A 22481-nucleotide genomic window follows, 5' to 3' on the forward strand; every position below is an offset into this window, starting at 1 on the left:
CCTCGGCCCCTCAGTGCCAGCGGCTTTTGACCCAGTGCGCTCGAGCCTGCTTGTCCAGGAATGACCAGGCGACAAACCGGCTTTGCTTCTGGCCCTGAGCCATTTCCACGGTGCGCACCTCTTGCGCGCCAACCTTGTTGAGTGCGCTATAGACCCCGCCAAGATTGCCCGCCTTGGATATCAGGGTGCTGAACCACAGCACTTGCTGGCCATGGTTGGCGCTTTCGTTGATCAGGCGCGCGACAAAGGCCGCTTCACCCCCTTTGCACCACAACTCTGCAGCCTGGCCGCCAAAATTCAGCACCGGTAATTTGCGCTTGGGATCGAGTTTGCCCAGGTTGCGCCATTTGCGGGTGCTGCCGCGTGTTGCTTCATCGGCCGAGGCATGGAAGGGTGGATTGCACAGGGTGATATCGAAACGATCATCGTCGCGGATCAAACCGTCCAGAACATGGCCGCTGTCTGTTTGCAGGCGCAGCTCAATGGCTCCATCCAGGCCAGGGTTGGCGTTGATGATGGCCTGGGCAGAGTCGATCGCAGTGCTGGCGATATCCGAACAAACAAACTGCCAGTTGTATTCATGGTGGCCAAGTAACGGATAAATGCAGTTGGCGCCTACGCCGACATCCAGCGCTTTGATGTGGCGACCCCGGGGAATCACTCCGGCGTTGTTTTTTGCCAGCAAATCAGCGAGGTAGTGCAGGTAATCGGCACGTCCGGGAATGGGCGGGCACAGGTAATCGGCTGGAATATCCCAGTGCTCAATGCCGTAGAACTGCTTGAGCAGGGCACGGTTGAACACTTTCACTGCCTCGGGATTGGCGAAGTCGATACTTTCCTTGCCGTACGGGTTAATGATCACGAAGGCGGCAAGTTCCGGGCTGGCCTGGATCAGTGCCGGGAAGTCGTAGCGGCCTTGATGACGGTTACGTGGATGCAGTTGCCCCTTGGCTTGATCGGCTTTGGCGGTCGTCGGTGTTCTAGTGACCGGTTTTTTCGCAGGGGAATGTGCAGGTGGGCGGGGCATGGTAATCCGTAAACAAGGTGGTCAGCGGGGCATTATTCACACTGCGCCGCTAATGGCCAGCAGTCTTGTGATTCAACTGATGTGCAGCACCTTGGCCAGGTAGTCGAAAAAAATGCAGTAGAGCGCAATCGGCAACGGTAAGCCAAGAAGGGTGCCGAGTACGTAGTGGCGCATACGTACACCGGAAAGTGCCAATGTGTAGTTTAGCGCTGGCAGTGTTTGCATCAACATGCGCAAGCCGATAATGCTGCTGAGCGGGTGTTTATCCAGGCCAGCCAGCAGGCGCTTGGCCAGGCGGTTGTCGATTTCGCGCAGGGCATCGCCACCAATAAAGCGAACGCTCAGGTAAGTCAGCATGCAGGAGAAACAGGCCGCTACGTAGGTCGCCACGCCGCCCCACAGCCGGCCAAGTGTCAAGACTGCAGCGGCTAGAAATATCCAGCCGGGAATCTGGATCAAGTTACCCAGGGCGAACAGCAGGGAGAAGAGCAACAGCCCGGCAAACTGGTGCATGACAATGACCGACTTGAGCCCTTCAAGGCTGAACTGCTGGCGAATGCCCAGGGCTTCGCACAAGGCAAACAGAGCAATCAGAACCAGTACAACCAGGAGTATGCGTTTGCGTGCGCTCATTTTCAGGCTCCGGTGACTAGGGATAATCGAGGGCCTGCTTGATGGCCTTGAGGTTAGCGCCAATCCAGTGTTTGTCGATGGCGCCCCAGTCGCGGATGAGATAATGCCCGGCATTGTTGCGGGTGCCTGGCTGTTGCTCGAACTCACAGAGAATATCCAGCTCGGCCAGGGCATTAACCGTGTCTTGTGCCGTGCGCCGGGGCATGCCTGTGGCGTCCATCAGTGCCGGGATACTCGTCGCGCTGCCATTGTCGATCAGCCAGGCGACATACAGGCGCCGGTAAAAACTGCTTTTGGTTTTACTGATCGCCGGGGGCATGCATGGCTCCTTCAAGTTTGTCGGTGTCAGCTTAGCGCGGCGATGGCGATATAGGTCGCAGCACCGGCAATGTAGCCCAGAAATGCCAGCAGACTGATGGTTTTCAGGTACCAGATAAAATTGATGCGCTCCATGCCCATCGCCGCAACGCCGGCGGCAGAGCCGATGATCAAGCAACTGCCGCCGGTGCCTGCGCAGTAGGCCAGTAACTCCCAGAAATCGCCATTGATGACAAAACTCTGCAGCCAGTTAATGTCGCTGCCTGCACTGGCAATCGCGACAGGGCTCACCAGCGGATACATTTTCATCGCGCCGGCAACCAGTGGCACGTTGTCGACCACGGATGACAGCAGGCCGATGGCAATGTTGATAGCGTAGATGTTGCCCAGGCTTTCTTTCAATGCAACAGCGACCTGGGCCAAGTGACCGGCAGTGGCCAGGCTTGAGACTGCCAGCAAGATCCCGAGGAAGAACAATACGCTGGTGGTGTCGATGCGGCGCAGTACACCAATCACTGACAAGGGGTGTTTTTCTTCCGAGTTCTTGCCACGGTGAATGATTTCGGTCACCACCCACATGACGCCCAGGCCGAACATGATGCCCATGTAGGGTGGCAGGTGGGTCACGGATTTGAAGACCGGCACGAACAGCAGCGAGCCCAGGCCGATGCCCAGTACCAGGTTACGTTCGAAAGGGGTGGTTGGGTCGCGATGGCTTTCCAGCGATTCATATTCAGGCGGGCGCTCGACTTCGCCTTTGAGGCGCAAGCTCAGATAGATCAGCGGCACCATCAAGCACACCAGGCTTGGGATAAACAGGTTGACGATGATGCTGCTGGCGCTGATCTGGCCGCCAATCCAGAGCATGGTGGTGGTTACGTCGCCGATCGGCGACCAGGCGCCACCGGCGTTTGCGGCAATGACCACTATCCCGGCGAAGAACCAACGATCTTTCTGGTCATCGATCAACTTGCGCAGCAGTGAAACCATGACGATGGTGGTGGTCAGGTTATCCAGTGCCGCCGAAAGGAAGAAGGTCAGCAAGCCAACCAGCCACAGCAGGTTGACCCGCTTGTTGGTCTTGATCCGGTCGGTAACGGCTTTAAAGCCTTCGTGGGCGTCGATAAGTTCGACTATGACCATGGCGCCGAGCAGGAAGAACAATATCTCGGAAATCTCGCCGAGATGCTCACGCAGTTGATGAACGACATAGCCCGAGTTGTCGCCGTGCGTCACGTTGATATTGGTAATGGCAGGCAGAATGCTGTCTGCGCCCAGTACCAGCACTGTCCAGCAGATCACTGCGGTCAAAAGCGCCGATGCAGCTTTATCGATTTTCAGTGGATGCTCAAAAGCAATACACAGATAGCCAAATATAAAAACACACGCCATCAACACATACATGATCAGAATTCCAGAGTTCGGTCCGGTACGGTCGGGCCTCGACAGCTGACAAGCAAGTGGCTGGCGTTGAATACACAAGGCGGCTTGCAGCGTCACGGCCCATCAAGCAGCGTGGCATGTTGGGTGGGCACCACGACTTGAGCTTCATGGGGCAAACACGTACTGGACCTGGGCTTTTTACTGGCGTTAAAACGCCAAGGGCTCTTGATGCGGGGGAGAAGATGCCTGATTTACAACCAGTATGGGAAGGGTTTTATTGGTAAAAAGTGCGCTCGGCTGATGAAAAATTTGCCTGTGCTTGCGCTAAGGCATCCCTGAAAAACTGCTGCGCTCAATATTGCTGGGTTTAAAACTGCTCAGAATGCTCATTTACAGCAGGTAAACACAGCGTCTACTCATTTTTTACTCGCTGGTGCTCGCCCTTCAGATGATCCCTGAACGGCGCCGGTCCGCATTGCGCGTGACCAGCGCAGTGCAGCGGTTTATCAGTTGACTTGAGCTTGCGCTGGCGAAGCATCTGCATGCGGAGGGGCGATAAACGCCAGGCTGATGGCGAGCAGCGGCATCAACAAGTTGAAAAAACAATAGGGTAGATAGGTCAGTGTCGAGACACCAAGCGTTGCAGCCATGTAGGCGCCGCAGGTGTTCCATGGCACCAGTACCGAGGTCAACGTCCCGCCATCTTCCAGCGCGCGGGACAGATACACCGGCTTGATGCCGCGCTTTTCATACTCGGCGCGATACATGCGGCCGGGCAGGACCAGCGCGATGTATTGGTCGGCAGTAATGATATTGGTGCCAATGGTGGTGACAACGGTGCTGGCGATCAGGCTGCTGGTGCTCTTGGCCAGATGGATAGTGCTTTCCAGCAGGCGCTGCAACAGGCCGAGTTTTTCCAGCACGCCACCAAAGCACATGGCGCAGATAATCAACCAGACCGTGGTCAACATGCTGCCCATGCCACCCTTGGAGAGCAGGCCGTCGAGCGCCTCATTGCCGCTGTGTGATTCATAACCGGCAAACAGTGCCGTCCAAACTGTCTTCAGGCTGGCCAGGTTGCCTGCGCCTGGGTCTGCCAGGCGGTTCATGACCTCGGGCTGGAAGATCAGCGCAAACACTGCGCCAAGCAATGCACCAAGAAAGATCGCCGGGAAGGCTGCCCATTGCCGTACGGCCAGAAACAGCAGGAAGGCGACCGGTAACAGTAAATGCCAGCCGAGGCTGAACTGGCTTTCAAGTGCGTCCAGCACCTGGGCGATGCGCCCGGTGTCATGGCTGGCCGAGGCCTGTTGGCCCAGCACCCAAAAGACCACCAGGGCGATGCTCAGTGCAGGCACAGTGGTGCGCAGCATCAGGCGAATATGGGCGAACAGGTCGGAACCAGCTGCAGCGGGCGCCAGGTTGGTAGTGTCAGACAGCGGCGAGAGCTTGTCGCCAAAGTAGGCGCCGGAAATGATTGCCCCGGCGGTTATGGCCGGGTCGAGTCCCAAACCCGAGGCCACGCCCATCAAGCCAATGCCGAGGGTGCCGGCGACCGTCCATGAACTGCCGATCGACAGGGCGGTGAGGGCGCATATGATGCAACTGGTCAGATAAAAGTATTCAGCCGAGATCAGCTTCAGGCCCAGCCATATCATGGTTGGCACTGTGCCTGCGAGAATCCAGGTGCCAATCAGCGCGCCGACGGCGAGCAGGATCAGGTTGGCTTTCATGGCCAGATGGATGCCGGCGAGTATGCCTTCTTCGATATCTGCCCAGCGGAATCCGTTTTTCATGCCGACCAGGCCTGCGACAAAGGCCGCGCTCATCAGGGCGATCTGGTTGGGGCCGCTGGAGGAACTGTCTCCGAACAGGTAGACCGACAGGCCAAGCAGTATGACCAGTACAGTGATGGGGAGCAGCGCATCTAGCAGCGAAGGGGAGCGGGTGTTGGACATTTGGGTACCGGTTAAAAACAATGAGGCCCGCGCCTTATGGGTCGCGGGCCTCATTGGCTGTTGCAGTTGGGTTATAGCGAGGCGATGCGCGCGCGTTGCTCAGCCAGCTTGCCGAGTGCCTGTTCGGCTTCGGCCAGTTTGGCGCGTTCCTTTTCGATCACTTCAGCCGGGGCCTTGTCGACGAAACCTGCGTTGCCTAGCTTGCCGCCGACACGCTTGACCTCGCCTTCAAGGCGCTGGATTTCCTTGTCCAAACGACCCAGCTCGGCGGCCTTGTCGATCAGGCCCGCCATCGGCACCAACACCTCCATGTCGCCGACCAGTGCGGTGGCGGACAGTGGCGGCTCTTCACCAGCAGCGAGAATGCTTACCGACTCGAGTTTGGCCAGCTTGTTGAGCAGCGGCGCATTGTCGTTCAGGCGACGTTGATCCTCACCGCTGGCGTTCTTGAGGATGATGTTGATGCGCTTGGCCATTGAGATGTTCATCTCGCCACGAATCTGGCGCAGCCCGAGCATCAGGGCCTTAACCCATTCGATATCACCTTCAGCGGCTGCATCGATACGCGCTTCATTGGCCACGGGCCAGGCTTGCAGCATGATGGTGTCGCCGGTTGCCCCGGCTTGGGCCTTGATCCGCTGCCAGATTTCCTCGGTGATAAAGGGCATGAACGGATGGGCCAGGCGCAGCGCCACTTCAAGCACGCGAATCAGGGTGCGCCGGGTGCCGCGCTGACGCTCGATTGGCGCGTTCTCGTCCCACAGGACCGGCTTAACCAGTTCCAGGTACCAGGCGCAGTATTCGTCCCAGATGAATTCGTAAAGCGCCGATGCCGCGAGGTCGAAGCGGAAGGCGTCGAGGTGACGGGTTACATCGGCTTCTGTGCGTTGCAGCTGCGAGATGATCCAGCGGTCAACCGAGGACAACTCCACGGCTTCACCATTGATGCCGGTGTCATGGCCGTCGGTGTTCTCTATTACGAAGTTGGCGGCGTTCCAGATCTTGTTGCAGAAGTTGCGATAGCCCTCGACCCGACCCATGTCGAACTTGATATCGCGGCCAGTAGAAGCCAGTGACAAGTTGGTGAAACGCAGCGCGTCGGTGCCATAGGCGGCGATGCCTTCAGGGAATTCGGCACGGGTCTGCTTGGCGATTTTCTCGGCAAGCTTGGGTTGCATCATGCCGCTGGTGCGCTTGGCCACCAGGCTTTCGAGGTCGATGCCGTCAACGATATCCAGGGGGTCAAGGACGTTGCCCTTGGACTTGGACATCTTCTGGCCCTGGCCGTCGCGCACCAGGCCATGTACGTAAACGGTCTTGAACGGGATTTGCGGGGTGCCATCTTCGTTCTTCACCAAATGCATGGTCAGCATGATCATCCGGGCAACCCAGAAGAAAATGATGTCGAAGCCAGTGACCAGCACATCAGTGGGGTGGAAGGTCTTGAGGAACTCGGTCTGCTGCGGCCAGCCAAGCGTGGAGAAGGTCCACAGGCCGGAGCTGAACCAGGTATCGAGTACGTCTTCGTCCTGGCGCAGGGCTACATCGGTGCCCAGGTTATTCTCGCTGCGCACTTCGGCTTCGTTACGGCCAACGTAGACATTGCCCGCGTCGTCATACCAGGCCGGAATACGGTGGCCCCACCACAACTGGCGGCTGATGCACCAGTCCTGGATATCGCGCATCCAGCTGAAATACATGTTCTCGTATTGCTTGGGCACGAACTGGATGCGGCCGGCTTCAACCGCGGCAAATGCAGGTTCAGCCAGGGATTTGGTCGATACGTACCACTGGTCCGTCAGCCACGGCTCGATGATGGTGCCGGAACGATCGCCTTTTGGCACCTTCAGGGCGTGGTCATCCACGCTGACCAGCAAGCCTGCGGCATCAAAGGCGGCAACGATTTGTTTACGCGCCTCGAAACGATCAAGGCCGGCGTATTCGGCAGGTAGGCTGGTGTCGACATCAGCATTGACGCTGCCATCGATATTGAATGCCTGGGCGTTGGCCAGGACCACTGCGTTCTTGTCGAAGATGTTGAGCAGGGTCAGGTTGTGGCGCTTGCCGACTTCATAGTCGTTGAAATCGTGTGCCGGGGTGATTTTCACGCAGCCGGTGCCGAATTCTGGGTCGCAGTAATCGTCGGCAATAATCGGGATGCGTCGGCCAACCAGCGGCAGCTCAACAAACCTGCCGATCAGCGATTTGTAGCGCTCATCTTCTGGATGCACCGCTACGGCGGCGTCGCCAAGCATGGTTTCCGGGCGGGTGGTGGCGACGATCAGGAAGGCATTGCCTTCAGCTGTGGTCTTGCCGTCTGCCAGCGGGTAGCGCAGGTTCCACAGGTGGCCCTTCTCATCGTGGTTTTCCACTTCGAGGTCGGAAATTGCCGTGTGGAACTTGGTGTCCCAGTTGACCAGGCGCTTGCCGCGATAGATCAAGCCATCGGCATGCAGCCGTACGAAGGCTTCTTTAACCGCATCAGACAGGCCGTCGTCCATGGTGAAGCGCTCGCGCGACCAGTCGACCGATGAGCCGAGGCGACGGATTTGGCGGGTGATGGTACCGCCGGATTGTTCTTTCCATTCCCAGACCTTATCCAGGAACTTGTCACGCCCCAGGTCGTGACGGCTCACGCCGTCGGCGGCCAGTTGGCGTTCGACGACCATCTGCGTGGCGATGCCCGCGTGGTCGGTGCCCGGCTGCCACAGGGTGTTGCGGCCTTGCATGCGACGGAAACGAATCAGCGCATCCATGATCGAGTTGTTGAAACCATGGCCCATGTGCAGGCTGCCGGTGACATTTGGCGGCGGAATCATGATGGTGTACGGCTGACCGGAACCTTGTGGGGCGAAGTAATTGTTCGCTTCCCAGCTCTGGTACAGGCTGGTTTCAATGGCGTGCGGCTGGTAGGTCTTGTCCATGCGCGGCGGGACCCTTTTGACGGCTGATCGGAAAAGCCGACAAGTATAGCGGGGAAGGGGCCTGTGGCGTAAGTCCAAGCTGAGGCTTGCAGATACGCGGCTTTATCAACGGTGGATGGTCAAGGACGGCGCGGCGGCAATAGACGGCTCAAGCGCGCTTCAAGACGCGATTTCAACTCGGCTTCTATCTGTGGCACGAAGTCGTCGATCACATCCTGCAGGATCAGCTGTGCGGCATTGCGTAGTTCGGTGTCGAGGCGATTGATCTCGCTGTCACGGCCAATCGACTGGCGTACGGTCGCACGCAATGCGTGCTCGGCTGCTTGGTCTTGCTCGGCCATGTTTGTCGGCTGGGCACGCACCGCATTGGCTTGCGGTGCGTGTTCGACGATATCCGAGAGCAGTGGAATGGAGTCCGGGTCCAGTGAGTCCAGGTCGAGGGGGGGCGATGCCTCGCTGTTTTCATCGCCCAGCAGCTCGCGGATTGATTCCAGGTCGTCGAGCAGATGTCCTGATTTGTGTGGCGGTTTAGGCGTGTCCATTAATCTAGCTACAGTTCAACTCGTTTTGGATCATAGCCACGCTGGCGGTAGCTACGGAAATTTTCCCGGCAAACGGTTAGTAAGTCAGGCTGTTGGTTGACGATTTCGATGATCCGGCTGAAGCGTTCAACATGCGGGGAAATCGTGGTGTTGAGGTTGATCAGAACGCCTTGTTGGGCGCTTGGTTCCTCATCGACGCCGATTACCACGGGGGCAAGCGGATCGTCACTGTGTTGGTTGTGGGGGATGAAACAGTCTTTCTTGAACAGCCACATCTGTTCATCCAGTTCGGCGCACTGGTCAGTATCTGCCGCGCGCACAAATACCGGCAAACCATGACGCCATGCCTTCATCGCCAACTGGCACGCAGCGCGCAAGCGGTCTGCGGGGCGGTCGGTTGCGAGTACGTAGAATTCGATTCGGCTCATGGGGGCATCAATAGAGTGTTCGGTGGATTAAAGCCTGGGCCGCATGACGCGACCCAGGCCTTGTGCGCCTAGTCTACGCCTTAGCGCGGTCCAAGAGGTACTGGGTCAGCAAGGGAACAGGACGGCCGGAGGCGCCTTTGTCCTTACCGCCACTCACCCAGGCAGTGCCAGCCACGTCCAGGTGAGCCCAGTTGTATTTCTTGGTGAAGCGCGACAGGAAGCATGCCGCAGTGATGGTGCCCGCCTTGGGGCCGCCAATGTTGGCAATATCGGCAAATGGGCTATCCAGTTGTTCCTGATATTCATCAAACAGCGGCAATTGCCAGGCGCGGTCATCGGCTTGCTGGCCGGCGCTCAGAATCTGCTGGACCAGTTCGTCGTTGTTGCCGAGCAGGCCCGAGGTGTGCGCGCCCAGGGCAACAATGCAGGCACCGGTCAGGGTGGCGATATCGATAACCGCTTGCGGCTTTAAGCGTTCCGCGTAGGTCAGGGTGTCGCACAGGACCAGGCGGCCTTCTGCGTCGGTATTGAGGATCTCGACCGTTTGCCCGCTCATGGTGGTGACAATGTCGCCTGGGCGCGCGGCGCCACCGCTGGGCATGTTCTCAGCGCAGGCGAGCAGGCAGACCAGGTTGATCGGCAGTTGCAATTCAAGCACTGCCTTGAGGGTGCCGAACACGCTGGCGGCACCGCCCATGTCGTATTTCATTTCATCCATGCCGGCTGCTGGCTTGATGCTGATACCGCCGGTGTCGAAGGTGATGCCTTTGCCGACCAGTACGAACGGCTTGTCGGTTTTTTTCCCGCCCTGGTAGTTCATTACGATCATGCGTGGCGGCTGGTCGCTGCCTTGACCCACAGCCAGGAATGCACCTGCACCCAGGGTCTTGAGCTTTTTCTCGTCCAGGATTTCGACCTTCAAGCCTTTATAGGCCTTGCCCAGCTCCTTGGCCTGCTCAGCCAGATAAGTCGGGTGGCAGATGTTTGGCGGCATATTGCCAAGGTCTTTGGTGAACGCCATGCCTGTGGTGATGGCTTTCGCATGCAGGCATGCGCGCTCGGTGTCGGCCTGGTCAGCCTTTTCAGTGATCAGGGTGATTTTCTTCAGGGCGCTGGCCGGGGCTTTCTGGCTCTTGAACTGGTCGAAGCTGTACTCGCCATCAGCCAGGGTTTCGGCTACCAAGCGTGCCTTGGCGTAAGTATTGCGTCCCTTGACGTTGAGCTCGCCGAGGGCAAAGGCTGCATCGCTACCACCAAGATTTTTCAAAACGGCCTGGGCAGAACCGATCAATTTGCGCAATTGACGGTCTGAGAGTTCGGCTTCTTTGCCGCAACCGACCAGCAAGACACGTTCTGCTTTAATATTTGCAAGGTTGCGTGCCAGCAGCGTCTGACCGACTTTACCGGTAATATCACCGCTCTTGAGCAACGCGCTGATCGCGCCAGAACTAGCGGTATCAATGGACTTGGCTATTTCGCCGAGCTTGCGGCCTTCGCCGACAGCGATAACCAATGTGGCAGTTTTGAGTGTTTCCGCACGAGCGCTTTTGACAATAAATTCCATGGAATGGTGTCCTCAAGACAACGGGTCGGTATTACTGGATAATGGTGGCAATTAATTTAGTGATTCGCCTGTTGGGCGAATTGGCAAACAGTGTGGCTAGTTTGAGCGTAGCTGCCTGAGCCTGACAACCCTGGAGTGTCTGGTTTGATCGTCTTCCGTTATTTATCCCGTGAAGTGTTGACTACATTGAGCGCTGTAAGTGCTGTGCTCCTGGTTATCATCATGAGCGGTCGCTTCATCAAATACCTGGCCCAAGCGGCCCAGGGTGCGCTTGATCCAAGTGTTTTGTTTTTAATCATGGGCTTTCGCTTGCCCGGATTTCTCCAGCTGATCCTTCCGCTGGGTTTGTTTTTGGGTTTCCTGCTGGCTTATGGCCGCCTGTACCTCGACAGTGAAATGACGGTGCTCTCGGCGACCGGCATGAGCCAGCAACGGCTGATGATGTATTCCTTGGCCCCGGCAACGCTGGTCGCGCTGCTGGTTGCATGGTTGAGCCTGGGTTTGGCGCCACAGGGCGTTTCCCAGGTGGCGCGCATCCTCAACCAGCAGGATGCCTTGACCGAGTTCGATACCCTGGTGCCCGGGCGCTTCCAGTCCATGGGGGAGGGCTCTCGGGTCACCTACACCGAGACCTTGTCGAATGACCGCAGTGAGCTGGGCGGTATCTTTATTACAGAAAAACGCCTGTCCTCCGATGGCCAGAAAGACCGCGGCATTACTGTGCTGGTCGCCGAAACGGGTCGCCAGGAAATCCAGGAAGACGGTAGTCGCTACCTGATTCTGGAAAATGGCTACCGCTACGATGGCAACCCTGGGCAGGCCGATTATCGGGCGATCAAATACGATGAGTACGGCGTACTGTTGCCCAAGCCTGAGGTCAGTGTTGATGTGAGCGAGCGTGAGGCAGTGCCGACCCGCGAGTTGATCGGCAGTGATGACCAGCGCTACAAGTCAGAGCTGCAATGGCGTATTTCGCTGCCTATTCTGGTGTTCGTGGTGACCTTGATGGCAGTGCCGCTGTCGCGGGTGAATCCACGCCAGGGCCGGTTTCTCAAGTTGCTTCCGGCCATTTTGCTGTACATGGGGTATCTGTCGATCCTGATTGCCGCGCGTGGCGCGATGGACAAGGGCCGGATTCCTTACGGTCTTGGTTTGTGGTGGGTGCACGGGGTGTTTATCGCGATCGGCCTGTTGTTGCTGTATTGGGAACCGATACGCCTGAAGTGGGCCTCTCGTCGTAGTTCGCAGGAGATTGCCCGTGGTTAAGTTGGATCGCTACATCGGCAAGCAGGTATTTCTCGCCATCCTCAGTGTGTTGGGGATTATTGTCGCGCTGGCCTTGCTGTTCGCATTCATCGATGAACTGGGTGATGTCGATGAAAAATACGGCCTGGCCGATGCGGCCTGGTATGTGTTTTTAACGGCGCCACGGCGCACCTACGAAATGTTGCCGATGGCGGCCCTGATTGGCTGCCTGATTGGCCTTGGCAGCCTGGCCAGCAACAGTGAGTTGACCATCATGCGCGCGGCGGGTGTTTCTATCCGGCGTATTGTCTGGGCGGTGATGAAGCCGATGTTGGTACTGATGTTCGCTGGTATCCTGATCGGTGAGTATCTGGCGCCCTGGAGCGAGAACATGGCCCAGGCCGACCGCTCCATGGCGCAGGGGGCGGGTGATGCGCAAAGCTCCAAGCGAGGCCTGTGGCACCGTCAAGGTGAAGAGTATGTGCATATCAACGCCGTGCAACCCAATGGCCTGCTGTACGGCATCACGCGTTATCAGTTTGATAAAGAGCGTCACCTGGTGTCTTCGAGCTTTTCCCGCAAGGCGCAGTTCCAGGGCGACCATTGGTCGCTTGAAGGGGTTACTACCACCCACTTCAAGGAGCGCAGTACCGAGGTGACCAAGGCACCGACCGAGCGCTGGGATGTCGAGCTTAATCCGCAGTTGCTCAGCACTGTCGTGCTTGAGCCTGGCGCCCTGTCGATCACCGGACTTTGGCAATATGCCGGATACCTGGCTGACCAGGGGTTGAACAACAGCCAATACTGGCTGGCGTTCTGGACCAAGGTTTTACAACCTATAGTTACTGCGGCCCTGGTTCTGATGGCGATTTCGTTTATCTTCGGCCCTTTGCGCTCGGTCACCCTGGGGCAGCGGGTGTTTACCGGTGTGCTGGTCGGCTTTGTGTTCCAGATCGCACAAGACCTGCTCGGACCTTCAAGCCTCGTGTTCGGCTTCTCGCCGCTTTTGGCGGTACTGGTGCCAGCGGGTATTTGCGCCATCGCTGGGGTATGGTTGTTGCGCCGAGCCGGTTAGCAGGTGCAAAAAAGCCGGCGCTTGTTGAACTGGGCGCCGGCTTTTTTCTGTGTGGTTACTTCTTGTGGATGTTTTTCGGCAACTGAACGGTTTGGCTTTCAGAGTAGATCTCGTGCCAGGTCCGGTGCTGTTTATCGATCAGTACCCAGAAGAAGCCAAGGCCAAGCCACAGCCAGGATGCGATCGAGACCATAAAGCGCAGCAGGGCTTGCCATAGGCTAATGGCCGTGCCGTCGGCGTTCTGTGCACGGACGCCCCAAACCTGCATGCCCAGGGTCTGGCCATTGTAGGTCCAGAACTTGCTGAAGAAGCCAAACAGGCAGATAAACAGCAGGGTCGAGAGTATTGGATCGCCGTCCAATGCACCCGAATCAGACATCTGCTTGAGTTGTTCGGCTCCATAGAAGCCCATCAGGATCAGCTTGTAGATGAATGTCACGACGATAAGCAGCGCAACACAGAGTAAAAAGTCGTAGAACATTGCGGCAAAGCGGCGAGGCAGCCCTGCTGATGGAAAATCGCCCTGAGGGCTGAGTTGACGTTTTCGCATGGTAATCCGCAAGTATGTAGCACCTTAGGAAGCCTCAGAAAAACTACTGCGGCAAGTATTGCGGCGTTAAAAACCGCTCAAAGTGCTCATTTAGAACAACTAAAGCGAAGCGCGACCCTGGTCGCTTTTTCGCACTTTTTGACTCGCTGGCACTCGCCCTTCGGGCCAGCCTTTGGCTGCTACTCCCGTTGCGCCTAGCTTTTCAGAGGTTCCTGCCATAAAAAAACCCCTGATGTTGCCATCAGGGGTTCTTCAAAGCGGCAAGATTATTCCTGGACTTGAACCTGGTCAGCTTGCATGCCTTTTTGACCTTGTACAGCTACGAAGCTGACTTTCTGGCCTTCTTTCAGGCTCTTGAAGCCGTTACCTTCGATAGCGCGGAAATGTACGAACAGATCCGGACCGCTTTCTGGAGTGATAAAACCAAAACCTTTCTCGTCGTTAAACCACTTGACGGTACCGTTCTGACGATTCGACATTTTTTATTCCTTGAAACTTAAAGTTGATGACAGCCTCCTCATAATAGAAGGACTGAGACTGGTTGCAAGGAGAAATAGCTTTCGGGAGGGATGTAGCGGATCGTAAAGGATCTACTGCATCAGGCCACGATTAACTGCGACCCATGCAAACACAGTCAAATAACTCTACGCTAACTACATGACAAATGCCAACCCCTTGCGCACCTTAGGTTTGTGCGGGGTTTGGCCTGCTCCAAGTACGGGTTCACATGCCATTGCAGGCGACCCTCATGGGACTGATTGTCGCAGCCTTCATGGGCGTCAAGCGCGGCTGGGCCAGGTCGCAATTGCGTCCAGCAGCCAGCGCGCAGATTCGCGGGCCTGGGCCTTGTGTTGCAGCTCCAGTTCACTGAAGTTTTTTTCATGCTGGCGACGGCTGGTTTTATCCAGCGCTTTCCAATCGGCATGGGTCGGTACGTGCGCGGTGGCTTCATACAACTGATGAAAGACCTGGCAGTGGGAGTCCTGACTAAGACCAATGTCGAAGTTATCGAGCAGCACCTTGATCCGAATGGCGCCCTCGATAAGTGGCAACTGTCCTTCAAGCAGGCTGCTGGCGAGGATCTTCAAATCTTCGCCAAGCCGTTGCTGCTGCTCTCGGGTTGCATTGCGTTGCTGGCGTTGTATCGACCAGACCTTGCGCCATAGCGACAGGGCATAGAAGCCAAGCGCCATGACTACAACTGCTGCGACGCAGATCAGAACCAATGAAAGCATATTCATTGGCTGATCAGGCGCCGTGGCATTTTTTGAATTTCTTCTGGCTGCCGCACGGGCAAGGATCATTGCGCCCGATATCTTTGAGCTGGTTACGCACCGGCTCCTGGTGGTTGCAATGAGGGCCGTGCACGTGGCCATGGTGATGGTCGTGATCGTGGTCGTGATTGCAGTCAGGGCCATGGACGTGAGGTTGTTGGGTCATGCGAAACTACTCCGGGATGAAATCTCCGGGGATTATCTCGCCATTTCGCATCATGTGCACGCTGCGACCGAACAACATTCCGGTTTTAACTTCACCTTCGAGCCGATAGCGGATGGGTTCGTCGGGATGTTCGAGCATTTTCACGATCTGGCGGACATGTCGCCACAGGTTGGTGCGCACCGGAATTTCAAAAGAATGCTGGCCATTGGCTGGAAAGGGAAACCAAACATCAGACTCGCCTTCAGCGAGTTTCATGTCATTGAGGAATACTACGTAATCAATGCCGCGAACGGGCAAGCTGACGTCATTCGGGTTCTTGATATGGAAGCGCAGCCGGAATTGCTGCTCAAGCAATTTTGCCTTGATGACTTCAACCTTGACCAGACGAACATCGGGGTCTTTAAAGTTGCCAGTCAGCCATGTCGAACAACCGTTCAGACTGCTGATGAGGCCAAAAATTAAAACTAGGCTGAACGTTCTTATAATGGATGCCTGATAAGCCATTTTGTACTCCGTAAGACGCCCAGTGTAACAAGCAACCGCTTGGGTGCAAGCTGCCTAAGCTTAAAAACCTGCGCCATTGTGAGTCAAAATCGGGTCAGAAATGTTACTGCTTAATTTCCGGCATCATTAACTGGTGCACCACAGGTTTTTAGTATTGTGCCCCTACGGCCTATTCCGTTATTGGCTTTTCATCGGCGCTGTCGGCTTTGAACAATGTTTCGAGTTCTGCCCGGGCTTCACGCGCTGTCTGCATCACGGCCTCCTTGTTGCCGCGCACTCGGTACTGGGCTTCAAGTACTTGTTCGTCGTGGTGCTGGAAGCGGGTGATGAGCTTGTCTGCCAGTGTGTCCTCAATGCCCAGGCCAAGCAGCGTCAGGCGGCTCATTTCAAGGCTGGAGTAGAAGGTTTCACGAACCGGTGTGGCCCCAGCGTCGATCAGCCGGTATACATGGCTTCGGCTACGTGCCCTGGCAATTACCTTTATCTTGGGGTAAAGCCGGTGTACCAGTTCGACTGCCTTGAAGTTTGTGTCAGGGTCATCCATCGCGGCGATGAAGTATTCGGCATGCTCGGTTTGTGCTGCGCGCAAAATCTCGGGGCGCAATGGATCGCCGTAGAAAATGGGCATGTCCCCGCTCAGGCTGCGCGACAGCTCGATGGTTTCGACCGAGGTATCCAGGGCGATAAATGAAATGTGCTGGGCTCGCAGGATTCGCGCAACGATCTGGCCCATGCGGCCGCAACCGGCGATCACTACGCGCGGCTGATCGATGCCGATGTCCATGTCGCTGTATTCTTCAGGGACTTCTTTTACAGCTGGTTTTTCCCTCAGCAGGCGCGCCACCAGAAGGATCATCAGCGGTGTCAGGGCCATCGACAAGGTGATGGTTAAAATCAGCAAGTCGTACAGCTCCGGCTCAAATAGCCCTTGTTGACGGGCCATTCTGAATACCACAAAGGCGAATTCGCCGCCGGCTGCCAAAACAATGGCCAGGCGCACGGCGCTTTGTTTGTTGAGCCCGCCAATCAGCTTGCCGACCAGCAGCAAGACCGGCATTTTCAGCGCAATCAACAGCAGGGTCAGGCCAATAACGGTAACGGGCTGGGTGAGCAGCAGGCTGATGTCCGCGGACATGCCCACGCTGATAAAGAACAGACCGAGCAACAAGCCCTTGAATGGCTCGATCTGGGATTCGAGTTCATGGCGGTATTCGGAGTCCGCAAGCAGCAGCCCCGCCAGAAAGGCACCCAATGCCATCGAAATGCCGACGAGTTCCATCAGCCAGGCGGTGCCGAACACAACCAATAGCGCGGTTGCAGTCGATACTTCCTGCAAGCCGGTTTTGGCCACTGTGCGAAAAACCGGCCGTAGCAGGTAGCGGCCTCCGACAACGACCAGGCCAATGCTGGCGACCACCTTGAGCAACTGCATCAGATCGATACCGCTGGCAGCATCGGCTCCGCTGAGTATCGGGACCATGGCGATCAAGGGGATCGCCGCGATATCCTGGAACAGCAAAATAGCAAAGGCCAGGCGCCCATGGGGGCTGGTGAGCTCCTTGCGTTCGGCCAGAATCTGCAGACCAAATGCTGTTGATGACAGGGCCAGGCCCAGGCCAAGTACCACTGAAGTGTTGAGGGGTTGAGCGAAAAGCTGCCAGGCGACCAGACCGATGATCATGCCGGTCAGCAGCACCTGCGCCATGCCCGCGCCGAATACGGCCTTGCGCATCACCCAGAGCCGGCGCGGAGAGAGTTCGAGACCAATAATGAACAACAGCAGCACGACGCCAAGTTCGGAAATATGGCTGACCTGTTCCGGGTTGGTGATCAGTCCCAATACGGGCGGGCCAATCAATACCCCCGCTGCCAGGTAACCCAGAACGGCCCCGAGTTGCGAGCGTTTAGCCAGTGGTACCACAAGCACGGCTGCTAGCAGGAAGACTACGATGACCTGCAATGCGCTGCCTTCATGAGGCATTTTCTATTCCTTGAATAAATTAAGATTAACGTCCGCAATAATCAGGGGCGAGCTGGCGCGCGGCAGATGGCAGGACCGCAGATATTCGGCACTGCATGCAGCGACGCCGACGAATTGCGCGACCCAGCGCACAGCTTCAAGCGCGTGTCGGCAAATTTGCAATCAGTCGCGGCACCATTGCTACTTATCCGCAGTTTAAGCAACTAGGATAAAGCTATGGGCCAGCAAAGAGCCGTGGCCAAGTATAAAGGTCTAAGCCATGGCTTGAGTATCCTGGCCAGCCTCAAGTGCAGTGGTTTTTGCAGTCGCACAAGGCAGGCGACGTACAATAGCAAGTCAATAGCAAGTCGCTTGCCATCCAATCGAGCAAGCACGGATTAGGAACGTGACATGAGCCGTTATGAAGTTGTTTTCTCAGGGCAATTGGTTCCGGGGGCAGACCTGGCGCTGGTTCAGGCCAATCTGGGGCGTTTGTTTCAGGCGAATCCGCAACGTATTGCCATGATGTTTTCAGGGCGTCGCCTGGTGATCAAGAATAATCTCGACCAGGCCAATGCCGAGAAATATCGGACCACGCTTGAGCGCGCGGGCGCTGTGGTTGATATCGTCGCCATGCCTGACGAAATCGAGGAGATTGAGTTGGCACCTGCACCGGCGGCAACCGAACCGGCTCCCGCAGCCCCAGCAACCGTGAGTGCCCAGTCATCTAAAAAACTCTTGCCGCGCGATGAATACATGGCTGCATTCAGTGAGGTTCAAGCGCCCGACTTTGGTATTGCTCCGCTAGGCGACGACTTGCAGGACGGCAAACCCGAGCCGCAAGCGCCGAACCTTGACCTGTCGCAGTTCTCCCTGGCGCCTGTTGGCAGTGATATGGGACAGGCCAAGGATGCCCCGGCCGGGCCGGCACCAGATGTATCACATCTCAAATTGCAAGATTGAACCGCCCAGGCTGTGGCGTGCTGCAGCCTGGGCGATGAGTGTACCGCTGAGCCGACTAGAAGAAGACTGCGCAACATTTCTTGAATTTCTGTCCGCTGGAGCAGGGGCAAGGGTCATTGCGTCCAAGCTTGAGCTGGACCGTCGGGTCAATAAAGTACCAGCGGCCATTGTTCTGCACGAATGCCGAGCGCTCGCGGTGGCTGTGCTCACCGCTTGCGTCATGCCAGCTTGCAGTGAAGGTTACAAAGGCATGCTCGGGCTTGCCGCCAAGCACCTCGGCGCTTTCTACTTCCAGTCCGAGCCAGGTGCTTTGCAGGCTCCATGCCCTGATCGCCTCGCGGTCGAGCAAGGCTTGCTGGGCCGGCAGGGTTGTCTCCACCAGATAGTCAACCAGACCCAAGGCATAGGCGCTGTAGCGTGAACGCATCAGCGTCTCGGCGCTGGGGGCCGGAGTGCCGGTGTGATAGCGACCGCAGCATTCAGCCAGCAAGTCAGCGCTGCCGCACGGACAGCTGGAGTCAATTGATGCAGTGTTCATTGCGCCAGTTACCACCAGTATTTGCCGAAGTTTTCCGGATTGGCCCAGAACTTGGCGTTGAGCCAGTCGGGGACTTGCTTGTAGTCAAGTAAATCATAGGTAAACAGGCTGAGGGTCTGTTCACCTCGTGCAAAGCGTTCGCTGGTTTGCAAGGCCAGTGAAAACATGTCGGTTTCTTGCCATTGGCTGGCCGCCAGATCGACCAACACAACCATTCGATTGGTATTGAGGTTACGAATGCCACCGAGTAGTTGCAGGCCAGCATTTTTCGGTAAATGCTCGAGGCAATCTGCAATCAAGGCCAGGTCATAGCGCTGTGCGGCTAAAGTATTAGGCAGTAATCCGGCGTCGGCGTGGTCGATCTGGCAGTCTGGATGGGCCAGTTTGAAGGCGGCTAAAGCCGGCAATTCACTGGCGCCAACCAACAGTAGTCTTTTAGGCGCAAAGCGCTCTAGAAGCGCAGCTACAGCTTGCTGTGGCGTACGCGAAGAAATGCATTCACTCATCAATATTCCTCATGCAGGTGGATAAAGACTAACCCGCATGACTAAGATGGCCTATAACTGTTCGTTCTTCACATCGTTGTAAATCAACTCTGGCGGAATTTAGAAGTGCCGTCTTTAATCCATAAGTATCGGTTTGGAGCCGATTATTAACCGGAGACGTATATATGAGCATCACTAGCAAAGCGGTACCCTTGGTTTTGGCATCCACCTTTCTGACTGGCTGTGCTGGCATTCAGAAAAGTGACTGGCCTACTTGTGCAGTAGTTGGCGGCATCGGCGGTGCTGGTTTGGGCGCAATCGAAAGCTCGGCCTGGGCTGGCGGTGGTGCAGCGATTGGTGCTGGTCTGGCAGCAGCTTACTGCTGGGTTCACGGCGCATCGCCTGAGCCAGTGGTTGAAGAGGTTGTGGTTGTTGAGCCTGAACCTGTTGCCGAGGCTGTTCGTGTCGAGCTGGACGTCAAGTTTGACTTCGACAAGGACAACGTCAAGCAAGACAGCTACGCCGACATCCAAAACCTGGCTGACTTCATGAAGCAGTTCCCGCAAACCACCACAGTGGTTGAAGGTCACACTGACTCCGTGGGTACAGACGCCTACAACCAGTCGCTGTCTGAGCGTCGTGCCAATTCGGTACGTAACGTTCTGGTCGATCAATACGGCGTTGAAAGTGGCCGTGTCAGCTCGGTGGGTTATGGTGAAAGCCGTCCAGTTGCGGACAACGCCACCGCAGAAGGTCGTGCGATCAACCGTCGCGTAGAAGCTGCAGTGGAAGCACAGCCTTAACCTGCTGTCGCGATATTCAAGTTTCCCCCGGCAGGCCTCGCGGTTTGCCGGGGGCAGGCTTGACGAGTTTACCTTGGGTTACCGGTACGTTCCGGTAACACAAGCGCTTTAACAGTTTCACCGCTGTGGACATTCGTCCAAGCGTTCCTCTGCGGATCAAGGCTGGTTTGTTTGCCATTGGCGGTTTGCCAATTGCTGTGCCGTGCCCGGATTTATTTGCGCCGAGCGATTTCATCGCAAGGTGAAAGCCGTTAATGTGCGGCAAAACAAAACTGCTGGGGGCGGGGATGAAAGTGATTTTGGCTGTGGGGGCGGCGCTCACGCTGCTGTTTTGGGCTGCTGTGGTTGGTAATTTGCTTGAACCCTATGCGCAACCTTTCTCGCTGTTGCTGAATGTCGCCGGCGCGCTGGTCGCCGCGGCACATATCGTCGAGCTGTGGCATTTCAGGTCTCAGTTGCAACAGTCATCAAGTCCCTGGTTGAGCCGGGCCAAGGTGCTGGTTCTTGGGATATTTCACATCCTTGCTCTTAAGCGCGACGACAGCGTCAGCCAGGCCTGCGTGCAAACTACTCCGGACGCAACAGCAGTCGCCGAGCAAACCCAGGATGCGGCGAAGGTTGAGCCAGAAGGCGACAGCCACCTACAGCTACAAATGCAATTTGAGTCAATGGCGGAGACCAAACATGAACATGCGTAATGTGCTTATGGCTGCAGCGATGGGCGTTGCCTTGATCAGCCCCCTGGCGTTGGCGCAAACGCTGATCAAAGTCGAGCCGAACAGCATGATGCGCTTGCCCGCGGTTACCAGCGTATTGATGCTTGAGCGTCTGGAGGTTGCGGATCACGGCACGCTGCTGGTGCCAGCCGGGGTGAGTGAAATCCGCGTGGCCCATATCAATCTTGGTCCGGCCGCGCGAATTGCAATCGCGCCGAGCGAGGGTTCATTCCGTCTTGAAGCTGCCACGGGGGATATTGCCAGTGGTGCGCAAATTACCGCGCGGGGCGCTCCAGGGACCTTCGAGCGTCCCGCCGTTGCCGGGCGTACATTGGCTATTCGCCTGGAAGATGTAACCACCGAGTCGTTGATCATTGATGTGCGTGGCGGCAAGGGTACGCCAGGTTATGCGGGCCTGGCGGGTGCCAATGGCAAGGCCGGCGGTTGCACTTGGGGCCAGGCGAGCCAGGGGGTTGATGGCTACGATGGCGGCGACGGTCAAGCCGGTGCGCCAGGCGGCCACTTGCGTGTCGAGGTGCCGCAAGCATTTCCCACCGAGCGCCTGACTATCCGCGTTGAAGGTGGCGAAGGTGGCCAGGCCGGGAGTGCTGGCGCCGGTGGAACCGGTGGAGCGAGTAAAGATTGTTGGATCTACGCCACCAACAGCGCGCGCAATGGACGCCCGGGGCAGGCTGGTCAGACCGGCGCCATGGGCGCACCAGGCTCGGCGGATATCATCACTTTTTGAACCCTCCGGCCTTGCTTGGCCATGATGGCCGCTCAAAGAGAGCCCTGCAGGGCTTGTCTGCGAGCGGCATTGGCAATGCCTATCGTCTCAAAAGGTTGGGCGAAGCGCTGCCAGGGCCACGACGACCAGGCCGATGATCAGGTTGATACCGACCAGGCGGCGAATCTTGCCCAGAACCGCGCCGCCTGCAGGCCATTGCTGCGCTTCAATCGCACGGCGTAGCTCTGGCAGTTGCAGCGCCTGTATGCGCAAGAACAGTGCGAGCATGACGATATAGAGCCCCATCATCACATGCACATACTTGGGGGCGGTCTCAAAACCCGAGAAGCGCATGTGCAGCATGCCCATGCCGCTAACCGGCAGTATCAGCACCGCCAGCCACACCCAGCGAAAGAACCGCTGAAAGACCTCGGCCCAGAGTTGCAGGCGGGTGGGGGCTTCAAGCGTTTTGACTGCGGCCGGGCGCAGGATCATCCATGCGAAGAACATGCCTCCCACCCAAATCAGGGCAGCCAGCACGTGTAAGGCATAAGACAGGACGTAAGGTGTCATCTGAGGCTCCCAAGGATGTAGGTCGAGAATCGGCTGATTGGTATGCAGAGGTTTCTGCGCAAGATTGATTAGCGCGTTATGATAGCGGCCGTTTGCAAACACTGAAAATTTATCCAGCCTTTTGC

The 22481-nt window shown here is 56.9% G+C and carries 23 protein-coding genes and 1 pseudogene; 6 read left to right on the forward strand and 18 right to left on the reverse strand.

The features are described from left to right. Positions 1–10: 10 nt before the first annotated feature. From rlmF to PSES9_RS0110385, 9 genes are all read right to left on the reverse strand, one after another. Entirely contained in the window at positions 11–1027 is a 1017-nt protein-coding gene (rlmF, locus tag PSES9_RS0110345) for a 23S rRNA (adenine(1618)-N(6))-methyltransferase RlmF (protein ID WP_010486651.1), read from the reverse strand. 72 nt (positions 1028–1099) lie between these two features. Next, on the reverse strand, positions 1100–1660 hold the full coding sequence (locus tag PSES9_RS0110350) for a VTT domain-containing protein (protein WP_010486654.1): 561 nt from the start codon (positions 1658–1660) through the stop codon (positions 1100–1102). Between the two features lie 16 nt (positions 1661–1676). Next, positions 1677–1979, reverse strand: a complete 303-nt coding sequence (locus PSES9_RS0110355) for a winged helix-turn-helix domain-containing protein (RefSeq protein ID WP_010486656.1) — start codon at positions 1977–1979, stop codon at positions 1677–1679. Positions 1980–2005: 26 nt separating this feature from the next. Further along, the gene (nhaD, locus tag PSES9_RS0110360) at positions 2006–3382 is read right to left on the reverse strand and encodes a sodium:proton antiporter NhaD (protein WP_010486658.1); all 1377 of its coding nucleotides are present in this window, start codon (positions 3380–3382) and stop codon (positions 2006–2008) included. Positions 3383–3867: 485 nt separating this feature from the next. Continuing rightward, positions 3868–5319, reverse strand: a complete 1452-nt coding sequence (nhaC, locus tag PSES9_RS0110365) for a Na+/H+ antiporter NhaC (RefSeq protein ID WP_036988165.1) — start codon at positions 5317–5319, stop codon at positions 3868–3870. 71 nt (positions 5320–5390) lie between these two features. Next, on the reverse strand, positions 5391–8243 hold the full coding sequence (locus PSES9_RS0110370; RefSeq protein ID WP_010486662.1) for a valine--tRNA ligase: 2853 nt from the start codon (positions 8241–8243) through the stop codon (positions 5391–5393). Between the two features lie 119 nt (positions 8244–8362). After that, positions 8363–8785 (reverse strand): hypothetical protein, encoded by a 423-nt coding sequence (locus tag PSES9_RS0110375; RefSeq protein ID WP_010486664.1) that lies wholly within the window; start codon positions 8783–8785, stop codon positions 8363–8365. Positions 8786–8793: 8 nt separating this feature from the next. Next, positions 8794–9213, reverse strand: a complete 420-nt coding sequence (locus tag PSES9_RS0110380; RefSeq protein ID WP_010486666.1) for a DNA polymerase III subunit chi — start codon at positions 9211–9213, stop codon at positions 8794–8796. Between the two features lie 73 nt (positions 9214–9286). Next, a complete protein-coding gene (locus tag PSES9_RS0110385) occupies positions 9287–10777 on the reverse strand; it encodes a leucyl aminopeptidase (protein WP_010486667.1) in 1491 nt (496 codons plus the stop codon). A 144-nt stretch (positions 10778–10921) separates the two neighbouring features. Between PSES9_RS0110385 and lptF the strand changes: the two genes are divergently transcribed. Next, positions 10922–12043 carry an LPS export ABC transporter permease LptF gene (gene lptF / locus PSES9_RS0110390; RefSeq protein WP_010486669.1) on the forward strand — a complete coding sequence of 374 codons (1122 nt, stop codon included), beginning with the start codon at positions 10922–10924 and terminating at the stop codon, positions 12041–12043. Then, complete coding sequence (lptG, locus tag PSES9_RS0110395; RefSeq protein ID WP_010486670.1) at positions 12036–13097, forward strand: LPS export ABC transporter permease LptG; 1062 nt, start codon at positions 12036–12038, stop codon at positions 13095–13097. Before lptF ends, lptG begins: the two co-directional genes overlap by 8 nt. Positions 13098–13152: 55 nt before the next feature. On the opposite strand, the gene PSES9_RS0110400 is transcribed toward lptG, so the two are convergent. The 6 genes from PSES9_RS0110400 to PSES9_RS0110420 form a co-directional block, all read right to left on the reverse strand. Further along, a complete protein-coding gene (locus PSES9_RS0110400) occupies positions 13153–13647 on the reverse strand; it encodes an RDD family protein (RefSeq protein ID WP_010486673.1) in 495 nt (164 codons plus the stop codon). A 266-nt stretch (positions 13648–13913) separates the two neighbouring features. Then, positions 13914–14126, reverse strand: coding sequence for a cold-shock protein (locus PSES9_RS0110405; protein WP_010486675.1), 213 nt, complete (start codon positions 14124–14126; stop codon positions 13914–13916). Positions 14127–14426: 300 nt separating this feature from the next. Next, complete coding sequence (locus PSES9_RS0110410; protein WP_029529485.1) at positions 14427–14888, reverse strand: DUF2489 domain-containing protein; 462 nt, start codon at positions 14886–14888, stop codon at positions 14427–14429. Between the two features lie 7 nt (positions 14889–14895). Continuing rightward, positions 14896–15087 carry an SEC-C metal-binding domain-containing protein gene (locus PSES9_RS24510; RefSeq protein ID WP_010486680.1) on the reverse strand — a complete coding sequence of 64 codons (192 nt, stop codon included), beginning with the start codon at positions 15085–15087 and terminating at the stop codon, positions 14896–14898. 6 nt (positions 15088–15093) lie between these two features. Continuing rightward, on the reverse strand, positions 15094–15591 hold the full coding sequence (locus PSES9_RS24515) for an LEA type 2 family protein (RefSeq protein WP_036988166.1): 498 nt from the start codon (positions 15589–15591) through the stop codon (positions 15094–15096). Between the two features lie 169 nt (positions 15592–15760). Continuing rightward, the gene (locus tag PSES9_RS0110420; RefSeq protein WP_010486683.1) at positions 15761–17572 is read right to left on the reverse strand and encodes a monovalent cation:proton antiporter-2 (CPA2) family protein; all 1812 of its coding nucleotides are present in this window, start codon (positions 17570–17572) and stop codon (positions 15761–15763) included. Between the two features lie 390 nt (positions 17573–17962). Between PSES9_RS0110420 and PSES9_RS0110430 the strand changes: the two genes are divergently transcribed. Further along, a complete protein-coding gene (locus PSES9_RS0110430) occupies positions 17963–18514 on the forward strand; it encodes a hypothetical protein (protein WP_010486685.1) in 552 nt (183 codons plus the stop codon). A gap of 55 nt (positions 18515–18569) precedes the next feature. Here the strand turns inward: PSES9_RS0110430 and PSES9_RS0110435 are convergent, their stop codons facing one another. Continuing rightward, on the reverse strand, positions 18570–19052 hold the full coding sequence (locus PSES9_RS0110435) for a YchJ family protein (protein WP_010486687.1): 483 nt from the start codon (positions 19050–19052) through the stop codon (positions 18570–18572). 8 nt (positions 19053–19060) lie between these two features. After that, on the reverse strand, positions 19061–19558 hold the full coding sequence (locus PSES9_RS0110440; RefSeq protein WP_010486689.1) for a DUF6231 family protein: 498 nt from the start codon (positions 19556–19558) through the stop codon (positions 19061–19063). A 425-nt stretch (positions 19559–19983) separates the two neighbouring features. On the opposite strand from PSES9_RS0110440, the pseudogene PSES9_RS25285 reads away from it, so the two are divergent. From PSES9_RS25285 to PSES9_RS0110455, 3 genes and pseudogenes are all read left to right on the forward strand, one after another. Beyond that, positions 19984–20340, forward strand: a pseudogene (locus PSES9_RS25285) (OmpA family protein); the annotation flags it as partial. A 254-nt stretch (positions 20341–20594) separates the two neighbouring features. Next, positions 20595–21038, forward strand: a complete 444-nt coding sequence (locus tag PSES9_RS24520) for a DUF1145 domain-containing protein (RefSeq protein WP_010486691.1) — start codon at positions 20595–20597, stop codon at positions 21036–21038. After that, positions 21031–21804, forward strand: a complete 774-nt coding sequence (locus PSES9_RS0110455; RefSeq protein WP_029529486.1) for a hypothetical protein — start codon at positions 21031–21033, stop codon at positions 21802–21804. Before PSES9_RS24520 ends, PSES9_RS0110455 begins: the two co-directional genes overlap by 8 nt. Before the next feature lie 87 nt (positions 21805–21891). Here the strand turns inward: PSES9_RS0110455 and PSES9_RS0110460 are convergent, their stop codons facing one another. Continuing rightward, positions 21892–22356, reverse strand: a complete 465-nt coding sequence (locus tag PSES9_RS0110460) for a CopD family protein (RefSeq protein ID WP_010486695.1) — start codon at positions 22354–22356, stop codon at positions 21892–21894. Between the last annotated feature and the right edge of the window lie 125 nt (positions 22357–22481).

Origin of the sequence: Pseudomonas sp. S9 (genome assembly GCF_000222125.1) — a bacterium.
Taxonomy (GTDB): Bacteria; Pseudomonadota; Gammaproteobacteria; order Pseudomonadales; family Pseudomonadaceae; genus Aquipseudomonas; species Aquipseudomonas segetis.